9 protein-coding genes, 1 tRNA gene and 1 pseudogene are annotated in these 15,142 nt (G+C 41.3%); 7 read left to right on the plus strand and 4 right to left on the minus strand.

From position 1 onward, the window contains the following. The first annotated feature begins 1,052 nt into the window (after window positions 1–1,052). A complete protein-coding gene (locus PUQ00_RS03835) occupies window positions 1,053–2,384 on the plus strand; it encodes a P-loop NTPase fold protein (RefSeq protein WP_300413355.1) in 1,332 nt (443 codons plus the stop codon). After that, window positions 2,360–7,570, plus strand: coding sequence for a hypothetical protein (locus PUQ00_RS03840; RefSeq protein WP_300413357.1), 5,211 nt, complete (start codon window positions 2,360–2,362; stop codon window positions 7,568–7,570). The genes PUQ00_RS03835 and PUQ00_RS03840 overlap by 25 nt, the downstream gene beginning before the upstream one ends. Before the next feature lie 602 nt (window positions 7,571–8,172). Here the strand turns inward: PUQ00_RS03840 and PUQ00_RS03845 are convergent. Next, complete coding sequence (locus PUQ00_RS03845; protein WP_300413359.1) at window positions 8,173–8,919, minus strand: TIR domain-containing protein; 747 nt, start codon at window positions 8,917–8,919, stop codon at window positions 8,173–8,175. A gap of 190 nt (window positions 8,920–9,109) precedes the next feature. Here PUQ00_RS03845 and PUQ00_RS03850 point away from each other — a divergent pair. Both PUQ00_RS03850 and PUQ00_RS03855 read left to right on the plus strand, forming a co-directional pair. Then, window positions 9,110–9,397: pseudogene (locus tag PUQ00_RS03850) on the plus strand (hypothetical protein); the annotation flags it as partial. A 125-nt stretch (window positions 9,398–9,522) separates the two neighbouring features. After that, a complete protein-coding gene (locus PUQ00_RS03855) occupies window positions 9,523–10,167 on the plus strand; it encodes a Uma2 family endonuclease (RefSeq protein ID WP_300413361.1) in 645 nt (214 codons plus the stop codon). 247 nt (window positions 10,168–10,414) lie between these two features. Here PUQ00_RS03855 and PUQ00_RS03860 read toward each other — a convergent pair. Next, window positions 10,415–10,488: transfer RNA gene (locus PUQ00_RS03860), tRNA-Arg, on the minus strand. 33 nt (window positions 10,489–10,521) lie between these two features. Continuing rightward, on the minus strand, window positions 10,522–11,619 hold the full coding sequence (locus PUQ00_RS03865) for a tocopherol cyclase family protein (RefSeq protein WP_300413363.1): 1,098 nt from the start codon (window positions 11,617–11,619) through the stop codon (window positions 10,522–10,524). A gap of 29 nt (window positions 11,620–11,648) precedes the next feature. Here PUQ00_RS03865 and PUQ00_RS03870 point away from each other — a divergent pair, with 29 nt between their 5' ends. The 3 genes from PUQ00_RS03870 (at window position 11,649) to PUQ00_RS03875 (ending at window position 13,660) form a co-directional block, all read left to right on the plus strand. Then, window positions 11,649–12,254: a DnaJ domain-containing protein gene (locus PUQ00_RS03870; RefSeq protein ID WP_300413365.1), complete on the plus strand. Its 606-nt coding sequence runs from the start codon at window positions 11,649–11,651 to the stop codon at window positions 12,252–12,254. 305 nt (window positions 12,255–12,559) lie between these two features. After that, window positions 12,560–12,661 carry a WD40 repeat domain-containing protein gene (locus PUQ00_RS32700; RefSeq protein WP_334759767.1) on the plus strand — a complete coding sequence of 34 codons (102 nt, stop codon included), beginning with the start codon at window positions 12,560–12,562 and terminating at the stop codon, window positions 12,659–12,661. Window positions 12,662–12,970: 309 nt separating this feature from the next. Further along, window positions 12,971–13,660 (plus strand): hypothetical protein, encoded by a 690-nt coding sequence (locus tag PUQ00_RS03875; protein WP_300413367.1) that lies wholly within the window; start codon window positions 12,971–12,973, stop codon window positions 13,658–13,660. 620 nt (window positions 13,661–14,280) lie between these two features. Here the strand turns inward: PUQ00_RS03875 and PUQ00_RS03880 are convergent. Further along, entirely contained in the window at window positions 14,281–15,114 is an 834-nt protein-coding gene (locus PUQ00_RS03880; RefSeq protein WP_300413369.1) for a metallophosphoesterase, read from the minus strand. Window positions 15,115–15,142: the final 28 nt, after the last annotated feature.

Below are 15,142 nucleotides of genomic sequence, written 5' to 3' on the forward strand. Positions count from 1 at the left end.
GTCTTAAACCCGATTATTCATCCACCAGTCGTACAGAATTCATTCTGAATTCTGACTCCTGACTCCTGAATTCTGTTCGCTCATCATTTTAAGAAAAAAATCATCTTTTTAAGAAAAAAATCATCTTTTTAAGAAAAAAGTCATCTTTTTAAGAAAAAAATCATCTTTTTAAGAAAAAAATCGTCATTTTAAGAAAAAAATCATCTTTTTAAGGAGCAAAGAATGGCGTTAAGGAGTAACCCATCGCTTTAAGGAGTAAATTATCACTTTAACGAACAAATTACCAGTTTAAGGAATTACAACTTAAGAATTGACAGAAAACACTAAATAAATATGTGTGATGCAAAAAACCAAATCTGTCGTAGGGGTTTAGCAATGCTCATGCGTGTCAACTTAAGCTCAAACTCCTTTAAAACCTCGTTTCCAGCCAGAGGCTGGAAATGCACCTCATTGCGGTTCTGCCACAAATCTTGAGGCGGAGCCTCTTTGAATGCATTCCCAGTTGGAGACTGGGAACGAGACAATCTCTAAAAGCTATTTCTAGACTGGTTTTACCTTAAGTTGTCACTAATGAGCAATACTAAACCCCTACAGCGCGGATCTATTTACCATCATGCATTTATTAGCCAGAGGCTCTTAACGAGGTTTTAAATTCTATTTGCTTTGGTTCTAAGCTGACACTCCTGAGCAATGTTTCCTACGAGTTGTTTATACTCTATGCAATTGAGAACCGCTATATATTTAAGAGCGCGACCAAATTGTACTTGAGAGTACCTTTTTTTATGTGAGATATTTTTAATATTGATAAGAGTACCTTATTTAAGATTGGGCATTTATCATGTTTGTACTTATAGTAGTATTTCTACTTAAAATCAAATATCAGCATTGCTTTGTGCTAGATGAAACCTAGATATGAATAATCATCCGGAATGCTGCTAATTTAGTTAGTATTTTGAGTGAGATGTACTTAAATTAAGGGAGAAATTCCCTAACATTAATATATTTATTTAGCAGATTTTTTCATCCTTATTCTTCAGTGAACTCGATTAGTTATGCTCCTAGATTTAGAAAGATTTTATCAGGCTTGCAATCCGAGCAGACCTCTAATCATAGGAAATGCCAGCGATCGCAGATACTATATCGATTTTGCTGCGGTGCGGGGTGGCAAAATTATCGAAGCTTTGCAGCGCACGATCGTTCGCATATCGCCGGATGCTCCAACCTGTCAACTATTTACAGGACATCTCGGCTGTGGGAAATCAACGGAGTTGTTGCGCCTGAAAGCGGAGTTAGAAGTGCAGCAATTTCATGTAGTTTACTTTGAGTCTACCCATGTCTTAGAAATGGCAGATGTGGATGTGACTGATATTTTGTTAGCGATCGCCGGACAGGTGAGCGAAAGCCTAGAAGCGATGAAAATCAGGCTCAAACCTACCTACTTTACCAAGTTGTTTGGTGAAATTGTCGATTTCTTGCAAACGCCAATTGACATTGGGGTAGAAGCAGAGTTGTCTGTGGGAATTGCCAAAATTACAGCTAAAACTAAAGAAAGCCCCCAATTGCGGCGGCGGTTAAGGGATTATTTGGAACCGCGAACAGCAAATATTTTACAGTCAATTAATCAAGAATTATTACAACGTGCCACCAAGGAACTGAAAGCCAGGGGTAAAAAAGGATTGGTGGTGATTGTTGATAACTTGGATAGAGTCGCAATTCGACCTTTACCATCGGGGCGATCGCTGCCAGAATACTTATTTATTCAGCGTGGTGAACAGTTACGAAAACTTAATTGTCATGTAGTCTACACTATTCCCTTAGCTCTGACTTTTTCCAACGATAGCGCCGAACTTCAGCATCGTTTGGGGGGTGGAGTCGCGCCAAAAGTGTTACCGATGATACCTGTGCGTTTGCGCTCTGGGGAGATTTTCCCTCAAGGGTTAACAATGTTGCGGCAAATGGTGCTAGCTAGAGCTTTTCCAGACATTTTACCTAGCGATCGGTTAGGCTTAATTACAGAAGTGTTTAATAGTTTGGAAACCTTAGATCGATTGTGCCTGATTAGTGGTGGTCATGTACGCGACTTGCTAGGGTTACTATTTGACTGTCTGCGAGAACAAGATCCACCCTTTGATCGGGAGTGTGTCGAACTAGTAATTCAAAGACAACGGGATTACCGAACTAATGCTATCGACCCTCATGAGTGGGAATTAATCTTTCAGGTAGTGCAACAGCAGAGAGTTAGAGGTGATATAGAATACTACACTTTATTGCGAAGTTTATTTGTATTTGAATACCGCGATCATCAGGGAGCTTGGTTTGCCGTCAACCCAGTTTTAGCAGAGACGGAAAAATTTAAATCATGGTTGAACGACACCCACAAGTAGATATACAAGCAGCTAATGAGCGAGCTTTGCGGAGTTTGAGGAGAGCAATTGCCCTTTCTAGCGGTCAATTTTCCCTGGTTTTGGTGTGCTGCAATTATCGAGTTTTGCAAGAGCAAATGCTGCAACAACTCGAAGAATTCTCTTCAGGAGTACATCAAATTCAAAAGGTAGTTCTACCGCATAATGCCAGAAGTCTTTACACAAGTATTCATTTACAACTGCTAACCGAAAAAAATCCGCCATCAGCCTTGATGATTTTGGGTTTAGAGTCAGTAGATGGACTTGATGATCTACTTAGGTCGATTAATCATATTCGTGATGAATTTCGCAAACGTCACCCATTTCCAATGATTTTGTGGGTGAATGAAGAAGTGTTGCAAAAGGTAGTGCGTTTAGCACCAGATTTTGCTAGTTGGGCGGCGACACCGATTCAGTTTGAAATGACAACTGAATCACTGCTGCAATTTTTGCAACAGGAAACAGACTCTTTGTTTGCCACGGTGTTACCAAGCGATGCTGCACAACACCAACCTCCTCAAGTTGCAAAGCATTATTCCACAGTGGAGCAAGTCTGGAAACATAGCTATGAACTCCACTTTGCGATTAGAGAGTTACACAATCGTGGTATTACCTTAAAGCCAGAATTACACGCTAGTTTAGAATTTGTTTTTGGTCTAGATGATTATATTAGCGATCGCATTCATCCAGCTTTAAACCATTTTCAGCAAAGCTTGGAAGCTTGGCAAAAGTTGGCACAGAGAGAAGATGAGGAGGATGAGGGGCAGGGGGGCAGGGGAGCAGGGGAAGCAGGGGGAGCAGGGGAAGCAGGGGAAGCAGGGGGGGATGAAGAAGTATTTTCTTTGCCTACGCCTCCTAATCGCCCATCTCCCCTACTTTTGCGACAGGGAATTTTACTGTTTTATATTGGGCTGTGTTATTGCCGTTTTGCAGAGCAAAATCAAACAGAAAACCGCCGCCATTGGTACACAGCTAAATCTTATTTTCAGCAATGCTTGAATATCTTGCAGGTGGCTGGGCGTTTAGATATAGTTGCTGGATTTATTAATCAACTTGCAGAGGTTTTGCAATATCTGCAAGAGTGGGAAGAATTGCAGACGGTTGCTCAAAAGTCTCTGGAGTTACATCAAACTTATGGTACTCAAATCGAATTAGCTTGTGACTACGGTTTTCTGGCACAAGTGGCTGTGCAGCAGTCACGGTGGGTACAGGCGAGTATATTAGCACACGTATCACTGCTGAAATTAGGTGAGGCGCAAAAGCACAACGACCCTTACAACTGTCTATTTCCATTATTATTGGGGCAAATTTACTATTTAGTTTTAGCGAAAGCCCAGCGAAATTTAGGTGAGCTAGAAATAGCTCGTGAATACCTCGACAAGGCGACTAAAGAACTGCCAGCAGCCTTAGAAAGCAGTGCCCATCAATACGATGCCCATCGTTATATTCGCTTATTGCGGAGACTGCGATCGCTTTACTTTGAAGAAGGGCGCTATTTGGAAGCCTATTACATTCGACAGAAACGGCGTTCTGTTGAGCAGCAGTACGGTTTTCGGGCTTTTATCGGTGCGGGACGTTTGCAACCCCAAAGACAGGCGACAAATCCAGCATTGATGTCACCTTCGGGGAGTAGCAGCGTTGCTTTAGAAATTGCGGCTTCTGGTCGAGAGCGTGATATTAATAACTTAATTGGCAGAATCAGCCGCGCCGATCAAAAGCTGACGGTGATTCACGGTCAATCAGGGGTGGGTAAGAGTTCTACTGTCACGGCGGGTTTAGTTCCAGCACTGCAAAATCGAGCGATTGGCGATCAAATAGCCGTACCTGTGGTGTTGCAAGTTTACACCGATTGGGCGCGGGAATTAGGGAAATCTTTAAGTGAGGCGATGTCTAGTGACGCATCCCTCACGGTGTATGCTGATATCAAGTCAGAAGCAGCCATTGAAGCGGAGGCTTTGCCCTACTCTGGTACACCGTTCACCATCGTTAGTATTTTACAGCAACTAAAAGAAAATGCTGATCACCATTTGATCACAGTTTTAATTTTTGACCAGTTTGAGGAATTTTTCTTTGGTTATAGCGATCGCAATCAAAAGCAAGAATTTGATAAATTTATCAGCGATTGCCTGAATATACCCTTTGTCAAAGTTATCCTTTCCTTGCGAGAAGATTATTTACATCGTTTATTAGACTTTAAACATCTTTCGGCACTGGAAGCGATTAATAACAATATTCTCGACAAGCATATCCGCTACCAGTTAAATAATTTCACGCCAGAATATGCCAAAGCAATTATCCGAAAATTGACAGAGCGATCGCAGTTTAATTTAGAACCGGCTTTAATTGATGCCTTAATCGAAGATTTATCAACAGAATTTGGAGAAGTCCGCCCGATTGAATTGCAAGTTGTGGGAGCGCAAATCCAAGATGAACGCATTACTACACTAGAAGAATATCAGCCATATAGACCGAACAAACTCATCGAACGATATATTAAGGAACTGATTAAAGACTGCGGCCCAGAGAATGAACGAGCCGCGTTACTCGTCTTATACTTATTAACAGATGAAAGTAACAACCGACCTTTTAAAACTCGTGCTGAGTTAGCGGCGCAGCTAGGAGAATTAGAAGATGCTGGCAAATTAGAGTTAGTTTTAGACATTTTAGTACGCTCCGGTTTAGTGATTCTTTTTCCCGATGTTCCAGAACGCTATCAACTGATTCACGATTATTTAGTATACTTGATTCGCTACCTGCAACAACAAGAATCGAGCTTACAGGTACAACTGAACCAGCTACGCCAAAAAGTAGAACAAAGTCAAGCTGAGATTGAACGACTTAAAAGCGAACTTAGCCAAAAAAAGCAGGGTTCCAAATTAGTAGATTCTCATCTCCAACCGGGTTTGGACTTATTAACAGAATTGCGAGAGTTACACAAGCGCGAAGAATTGAGTCAGTTAGAAATTGAACACTTGCGAGCTGAACTTAAAGAAAAAGAGTTAACAGCTAAACTCGCAGAAAGTCAAAAGAAACAAAGGCTCAGTGAAGCTCAATTAAATCGTTCGCTAAAAATTGCCCTGACTGCTTGTGTTCTCGCCATATTAGGATTAAGTGTTTCCATAGTGACAGCAGTAGATAGCGAAATTAAAACCTTCAGTGCATCCAGTGAAGCCCTATTTGCCTCACAAAAAGGTATTGATGCTTTAAAAGAAGCTTTAAAAGCGGGAAGAAAATTACAACAAACAATCTGGGTAGATTCCTACACAAGACAACAAGTACAGACAGCACTCTATCAAGCAGTTTCTGGGTTAAGAGAGTATAACCGCTTAGAAGGGCATATCTCAGGAGTAAATAGTGTTATATTTAGCCCTGACCACTCTTTAATTGCCTCAGCCAGTGCAGATACAACAATTAAACTTTGGCGTCCCGATGGTAGCTTGGTTAAAACCTTGTCGGGGCATGAAGATGTAGTTAATAGCGTCAGTTTCAGCCCCGATAGTCAAATCCTTGCTTCCGCCAGTCAAGACAAGACAGTAAAACTGTGGAGTCGGGACGGTCAACTGCTTGCCACTCTCTTAGGGCATCAGGGTGTAGTGAATAGTGTTAGTTTCAGCCCAGATGGTCAAATTATTGCTTCGGCGAGTTCAGACAAGACGCTGAAACTGTGGAGTCGGGATGGTAAGCTGCTCAAAACTTCGCTCTTACATGATGGTGCAGTCTTAAGTGTCGCTTGGTCGCCTGATGGTCAAACTATTGCTTCCGGGAGTGCTGACAAGACGGTGAAATTGTGGAGTCGGGATGGTAAGCTGCTCAAAACCTTCCAAGGACATGAGGATGCAGTCAAAAGTATAGCTTGGTCGCCTGATGGGAAAGCGATCGCTTCTGCTAGTTTAGACCAGACAATCAAATTATGGAATCTGGAGGGTAAACTACTGCGAACCTTATCGGGGCATAGTGCTGGAGTTACCAGCGTCAGTTTTAGCCCTGATGGTAAGACCATCGCTTCCGCAAGTACCGACGAGACAATCAAACTCTGGAGTTTTGAAGGTGTGCTGTTGGGAACCCTGAAGGGACATAATAATTGGGTGAATAGCGTCAGTTTCAGCCCAGACGGTCGTACCCTCGCTTCTGCTAGTCGGGATAAAACTATTAAACTCTGGCATTGGGACGATGTGCTGCTGCGAAAGCCGAAAGCTGATAATGATGACTGGGTAACTAGCATCAGTTTTAGTCCAGACGATCGCACCTTAGCAGCAGCAAGTCGAGACAAAACTATAAAACTTTTTAGTCGAGAGGGGAAACTACTCCGTATTTTCACGGGGCATGAGGGTCAAGTTTGGGGCGTGAGTTTCAGCCCTGATGGTCAGGCGGTAAGCAAAGCCATGCCCAAAGGTCTTATCGCTTCCGCTAGTAAAGATAAAACAGTGAAGCTTTGGAGTCTCGACGGTAAACTACTCAACACTTTACAGGGACATAATGATGCCGTCTTGGGTGTAGCTTGGTCGCCTGATGGTAAAGTAATTGCCTCGGCTAGTAAAGATAAAACAGTGAAGCTTTGGAGTCGCGAGGGTAAACTACTCAACACCTTGCAGGGACATCAAGATGCGGTGAATTGGGTAAGCTTTAGCCCAGATGGCAAGTTGCTAGCCTCAGCTAGTGATGACAAAACAGTGAAAATCTGGAGTGTAGATGGTAAATTACTATATACCTTAACTGGTCATAGCCGCCGGGTAAATGGGGTTGCTTGGTCGCCAGATGGGAAAGCGATCGCTTCAGTTAGTATTGATAGCACGGTGAAGATTTGGAGTCGAGACGGTAATTTGCTAGATAATCTTGCTGGGGATGGCGATAGTTTCATCAGTGTCAGTTTTAGCCCTGATGGCAAGACTCTAGCAGCTAGCAGTGATGACAAAGTGAGGATTTGGAACCGAGAAGGGACATTGCTGATTGCTTTGAAAGGTGATAGGGATGAGTTAACCAGCGTCAGTTTCAGCCATGACGGCAAAACTTTGGCTGCGGGTAGTGGCAATGGCACAGTAATATTTCGAGATTTGGCAGATATCCAACTGGAAAAATTGCTTACGCGGGGTTGCCATTTGCTGCATGATTATTTGCAGACTAACCAGAAGGTAATGAAGGGCGATCGGGTCTTGTGTTCTGGTAGGTGATGAGGAAGAATTATGAAAGGCAATGTCGAGCAATAATCACAGGGAAAACGAAAATAACAATACACTTAAGATCAAAGGTTATCACTTAGAACACAACTTTGGACATTGTAAAAACATACCAGGGTAAGCGCATCTCAAACACTCTTGACACGGACGTTTTAGGGTTCACCCAAAGCACAAATAAGTTCAAACTTACTATACTGAGCCAAAGGGTGGGATTGAGATTTTCATCTTTATGTGGTTAAAAAACATAAAAAGCTATTTGACCCATGTTTTTTCAATCATTTACGACAATTCGTCCTATTTTGAATGAAAAATTGATATTTAGATAGAGTTTCAAGCTTTTTATCTGTATCAAGAGCTACAAAATTAGATGCGCTTACCCTGAAAAACATACCAGTATAGCCGAAATATTTAAAAGTAACAATTCGAGCTAACTATTATTAGCATAAATGCTTGAGGCTGAATATTGGGATATGTATCAGAGTAGTATTAAAGGAATAGCAAGAGCAAAGCATCAAATTGTAATTTATCCTGTTTATAATTAATGTCCTTATTATCTATCGCTTATAAAAAATACTTCTTAATTCTTGATTTATTTATTACTTATTATACTTTGGCTTAGTTCTATTTATAATTCTATTTGCCTTCTTCTGTGCTTCTTGAATAGTACTCATTCGTTCAATTTTAACCTTGTATCCTGGAACATAATTTTTACCAAGTTGTAAATGTTTTTGAAGAGTTATATAAACTTCTCCTTTTTTTGCCACTCCTGTATAATTATTCCTTCCTCCTTGAGTTAAAACTTTATAAACTATCGGTTTATCATTAGATAATTGACTAATTCCCTCAAAATTAAAATTTACGGTTTGAGTTGTTTGTTTTAATTTTATAATAGGCTTTGGATTATCCTTAGTAAGAATTGAGGTATTTAAGTTTGTATTATTTAACTTCTGAATAACAATCTTTGCAAAGTTTTCAGGTAAAACATTTTGTAAATCAATATAACCAATTGTTGGAATAAGACCTGGAATTTCTGTATTATCAAAACGCGCAGGAAGAAGATACTCTTCTTTTTCTTGGAATACACGAGCCTGAACACTTTCTCTTTCGTGATTAGTCCAAGTCTTTCTTAAATAATGTTTAGAAATAAACATTACACAAAAGTGTGCTTCATTGCGATAAATTTCATCTAAATGAACATACAAGTTCTTGCCCCAAAGATTAGCCTGTTCAAATTCGTCATAAAAAACTTTGATACCAGCAGCTTGGAGAGTAACTGCAACTGCTCGAACATATTCTCGATTTTCACTTGCAAAAGATAATACAACATCGTATTTTTTAGCCATAATTAGTGATTCACAATACCACACAGTGAAGAAACATATTTTTTACTGTCGTACAAAAAATACGCTACTACACTAAAATTATACTGAATTAAAAGAGAGGTATCAGCATTAGAGGTTGAGAAAAAAGGCAAGTAAAAAGTATTAACTTATCTACGTGTAAAGAATTAACCTTTAATAGTGCGACAAACTTATGCCTAAATTTGACCCAGCGAAAATCAAAAAAGTATCATTCAGCCTTCCTTTTGGAATTGGTTTTGTAGAATGGGAAGTTGACCCAACGGAGCGTAAAGCCGCTTGGTCACTGTACGTTGAACTTGTAACTCGCATTGCAGTTCAGCCATTGGAAGTTGATAACGGACTTTTGCAAGAGGCTTTGACATCTCTGTACAACTTGTTCCCTGTAACCTGGCAAGTCCTTAAAGAGGGTGGGCCAGATGTCGGAGCATCCCATGATTCCGTACGTGGAATTGCGATCGCCTTTTGTTACCCTACTTCAAACTGTTATTTCAGAACTATGGCAGGAAAATCAAGCAGGACTCATAGACAAAACTGTACATCTTGATAGCATTGAGTGAAGTACCCGTCAGCAATGGAGCGAGGGCGATGTACGCAACCGTCACACAACCACTGACTTTTGAAGAGTTTCTTGCCTGGGACGATGGTTCAGGCAGAGAGTTTGAGCTATTGGATGGGATTCCCGTGCCATTATCAGAACCAAATGCAAATCATGAGGATTTGATCGAGCGATTGTGTGCCTATTTAGAAAATCACTGCCAAGAAAATGACCTGCCTTACATCTCGCGCCAGTCCAAGCAGGTTCGGCTCAAAACAGCAACAGGAGAAAAAGAAAAAAGCCGGAAAGCAGATATTGTCATATTTGCTAGACAAGAATGGCAGAGGATGAAAACTAGCTCTAGCTCTGCTGCTGCATATATTCCACCACCCGGAATCATTGAGGTCGTTAGCAACAACTGGAAGGACGACTATCTGACAAAACTTGCTGAATATGTTCGCGTAGCGTCTCGTAGAGAGGAATTAGGCGTTTTCGAGTACATCATTGTGGACTATGCTGCTTTTGGTGGCATTCGGTTCATTGGCTCTCCCAAGCAGCCAACCATTACAATCTACCAACTTGAAGATGGAGAGTATTTACCCCCAAAGGTGTTTCGAGGGCAAGATCGAATTGATTTTAGATTGTTTCCGAACATTCCCTTAACGGCTGAACAGATTTTTGCAATGAGTCGCTGATTAGCATTTCTGTCTCAAATAATCTTAAAACCGCCAGTTTCACTTCTGGCGGCTCCACATTCTCTATTATTGGAATTTCTGGAGGACTTTCTGACATTGCTCAAATTCAGGCAACACTCTGAGCAGACGGCTTAATTAATGCTACTTCATCAGTCTTGTCATTAAAAGCTGCTGCCAATTCAGGACTGGTAAAAATAAAATCCCTATGACCTGCTATTAGTCAAGGTCTTAGGGATTTTTTGGCTTACGGGACTGGTGCGGCTCGAACGCACGACCTGACGCTTAGGAGGCGTCCGCTCTATCCAACTGAGCTACAACCCCAATTACGAAGCATATATAATTATAGCAGTACTTTTACCGAGACTGCCAACAATTATCCCAAGAACCCCCGCCTACTTCTAAACCACAAAGAAAACTTTCTGCTTTCAGGATTATTTGAGATTTTGTCCCATTTAATTCTCGTAACTCTAAATTTAACTTTCCTTGCATGGTGTCTCGGCAACAGTATCTTAAACCTTCTGCTGTGGGCGCACGTAGAGGTGTACCAGGTAGATCAGTGGTTCCTGTCAATTCAATTTCATAATTAGAGTTACTAGCTTTCATTTGCCATCTGCCCCAAGGCTGAATTTCCCAGTCTACTTGGGAATTCCAGGGAACGAATTCATAAAACTTGCCTTGATAGTGCAAGCCAATCATCGCTACAGATTCCATCCACCACAGCACACCCCGCCGTCCACCGCCAGCAGTTAATGCTAAGTCGGGTTCGTTCTCAAATAAATTACAATTTATCCAAAACCACTTTTGGGGAAAAGCACCGCCCCAATTTTTCTCGCCGTAGGCTGGGGCATTGGTGAATTCGTAGATTTTGCCATTCCAGTCAATCTTCCCACTAGCTAAACCGTGAGCCATCAAAATTTGCCATCCAGGTTCAAAAATCTGCAAGAATGAGACCCAGCCTGCGGTTGATTGCTGAATGCTATTTTGATTACCCCAACCGTATACTGGTTGAATTTCATACTGCCAACGGCAATAATTATTGGCGGAGCCATCGCAAATTATTCCCTGATTTAAAGTGGCTGTGGCTTGATAACCCTCTTGAACATGATGCTCAAACTCGGCTGGCAGAAGGTATAAAGGAGAAACTTGCAAATCCGTTTTACCCCAATGACCTAAACCCAGCACATCTCGACTACCCCAAAATTTCTTCACATCAGGAAAAGTACGGCATAAATATCCATCATCGGGGCCAAGGATTTGGGCTGCACCACCGCTATAAGGTTTACCGCCGATGGGGTCTTCAATTGAATACATAAAGGCGAATGTTTGCCCAATTTCCGGCAAAGTGACGCGGTAATACCAGCCTTCAAAGAAGCGGCGACTACTATTATCCCAGTGATAACCAGAATGGGGCGTTTGGGTTGATTGGAGAAGATTTAGGGGAATAGTTAACATAGATTTATATAGTTGCCGATTTTTCCAGTATGCGCGATGACCTTGATATCAATCATGCTTATGAAGTTCTTGGGCTGGAACCCCGTGCATCGCCAGCACAAGTAAAGCGAGCTTACCGTAAACTGGTGAAAATTTGGCATCCCGATCGCTTTCTTGATCAAGAGCAAAAACAGGAAGCTGAGGAAAAAATCAAATCAATCAACGCAGCTTACAACAAGCTAAAATCTGAAAGTTTATCCGAGCCTCCCACTAGTGAAAATCCATCTTCATCTTCGCCTACAAATACCACAAAAATATCTGTCAATCGTTGGGATGCAGAAACTTTCTATACTTGGGGAGTAGAGAATGCTACAGAAGGAAGATATGAGGATGCGATCGCAGATTTTACCCATGCAATTCGTCTCAATCCTCACTATATTGACGCATATAAATATCGTGGGCTAGTTTGTTCCCAACTGGGATACGAATATAGAGCCAGTTCAGATTTAAATAAAGCTGCACAAATAGAACAAGAGGTAAGAAATCCCGGCGCTGCGCGTACATCACGATCAGCTAGACATACATCTAAACCTAGACCTCTGGTAAAAAGATTTTGTCAGGGGATAAAAAGTTTACTGCGGCTAAATCGACGTTGAAGATGAGAAGCGGAATACATATCATTCGTAGGGGCACAGCAATGCTGTACCCCTACTGCGTGTTGCTTCAGACGGCGACACCATACTTTGAGTTAGATAATATCTACACTTGGGAATACTAAGTATAGGAAGATTTGCTGGTGATTTTTTAGTATTCCTAAATAGACTTATCCACAAATAAACCTCAAAATAGCTGAAACCCTTACATAGCTGGCTTTTTAGCTTATATAAAACAGGAACCTCTAAAACCCTCTCCAGAGCTAGGTTTCAGCCAAATAAAGTTCTCATTTCCGGATAAGTCTAATATGCAAGATTTAATATCTGTACGCACTCTCAAAGGGCATTCAAATAAGGTAATGTCTGTCGTCTTCAGTCCTGATGGGCAAACTTTAGCCAGTGATAGTTAAGCATAATCTATTCTTGATTTATTAAAAATTTAGATGATTTCAGTAAATTACTAGATTTTTTATCTATGTATGACCTGACAATTTAATAACATCTATCTTTGGAGGTACTCTTTCTTTTGATTAAGTATTAACTCCCTAGAGATAGAGCCACTTGCTGATCACAGAGGTTATACTGAAAACTCCCAACATCTGAGTAGCAAATAAAACTCAATATTTATCAGCAACATACATTTTTCGGCTGATTAAAACCTCTTGTTTTTACAAAGCTTTAGTTTGTCAATCTCGTATCGAGGAGTTAAATCAACAACTATGCCTATTCCTACCAATCAAGGCGAAAGCGAAAACACTGAAGTCAAGAAAGAGACTTACACCGATAGTAATGGTAATATTCACACCAACCTGACACAAAGCACTGAAAGATCTAAAAACAACACACATGATCCCAACTCTTACCAAAAAGGTTACGTACAAGGTCGAAATACTGAGCATATCAATCAGCAAGCTGATTTAGCCGAGCGCGACAATAACAATGCTAGTGGTGGTTTGCTGTTGGGTATTATCATTACTTCCCTGCTTGGTTTGGTTATAGGTGGGGTCTGGTACTTCAACCAGCAGAATAACGCACCGGTTAACAATATTGTGCCAGTCGCAGTTCCTGTACCGAGTAAGAGTAGTGCAACTCCTAGTGCATCTCCTCAACCACGAACGACAATCATCGAAAGAACCAGGGAAATACCTGTTGCTATTCCTGTTCCTGTTCCACAACAGCAGGTTACACCTCCATCTACACCTCGCCAACCGAATATTAACATTACTATTCCACCCCAGCAGCCTGCGGCAGAAAAAGCACCTGTAACCCAGCCAACCCCGAAAGCGGCACAAACTCCGACGACCAGTCCAACCAATACTCCGACTTCGGAGAACAAGGACGATACTTCTACTAATAGTGTCGCTCCAGGTGCGAAAAGTGATACCTCTAAAACCACTCCACCTCAATGAGTAGGTCAGTCAAACAGTACATCTAATAGCGGTTCTTCTACCGCAGGTGATGCTACTACAGGCGATTCTGCTCAATAACAGCTTCTGAACTTTCAGCCCACTTGATAATGCTGGCATTAACGCCAACGTCTAACAAGTGGGACAATTTTTTTATCAATATTTCTGAATTGTTGCGATGAATTAATGGTATTTAAGTTTAGTAAATATATGGTGTACCTGAATAAACATAGGCTAGATTAAGAGCAAGGTACAAACAGGTTAAAAGTTAAACAAAAACTTTCAAGTTAGAGCCTGTGCCTCCTGCTCTAATGTTCTTGCGCTCGCTCTGAAGTTGTGGCATCCATTGAATGTATTTTTAGATTGAGTTCAATGAGTTGTTTTGGAGGAATGAGAACGCACAGCCAGAAAATGCCTGTCTAATTGAAATCTAAGGATGTGCAATTCTGAGTATAGCGATGTCTACGACGGGTTACACCTACGCGAATGCTGTCCACCTTAATTAGTTGAGTTAGTTACTTCTGAATTCTCCAATCTTCAAGAAACCGCCGCAAGCTGTTGATATTTATCCATCGCAGCTTCCGGCGGTTTCTGCGTTGAGTTAATTAAAAAGTTCAGAATTGTTAATGACTAATTAAGGTAATCACAGTTACTTCTGGCGGACAAAATAGGCGTCCTGGTTTATAAGTTCCTAAACCCCGATTGACATATAGTTGATTTTTTTCCACCTTGTGAAACCCTTGCGCCCACTCCCAATATCGCACTACTTTAGAACAGTCTCCCAGGAAAAATGTTACCCAACGCCGTAATTTTTTGGGAATTTGTTTGAGTAGCTTTTTATAATAGAGTACTAAAGGCCCAATCCCCGGAATTACGATGTGACCACCGTGGGTATGACCAGATAGTTGCAAATCTACGCGCCATTGTTGCAATATCTTAGCTGTATCTGGGTTATGGGATAAAACGATGCGGGGTGTAGCCGAGTCTAGTTGATTCATGACTGGTGCGGGGTGGAATTCCCGTGACCAATAATCAGCTAGTCCTACTAGTGGTAATTCTTTTCCTAGTGGATAGGCGATTTCATTCCAAAGCACATGCACCCCAATGCTAGTTAACGCCTGGGTAACTTCTGCTTTTGAGTGGCTGTAATAGATATCGTGATTACCAAGTACGGCGTAGATACCATAGCGACTTTGCAGATGTTTGAGTCGAAGCACCAATTGGTGAATTGGCGTGGGATCGTCAGTTACGTAGTCACCAGTTAATAGAATTAAATCTGGTTCAGCTTCGTTAGTAAGTGCGATCGCTTTTTCTAACATATCTTCTGATAGCCGCAAACCATCGTAGTGAAAATCTGACAACTGCACTAGCGTTGTACCTTGTAAAGATGCTGGAAGTTCCGCAATCTTAACCCTGATTTTATCTACTCTTAAATGTCCTGTAAACAACCAATGCATAACGCAACCGATACTCCTCATACCAGCG

Source organism: Nostoc sp. S13, assembly GCF_029379315.1.
In the GTDB taxonomy this organism is placed as follows: domain Bacteria; phylum Cyanobacteriota; class Cyanobacteriia; order Cyanobacteriales; family Nostocaceae; genus Nostoc.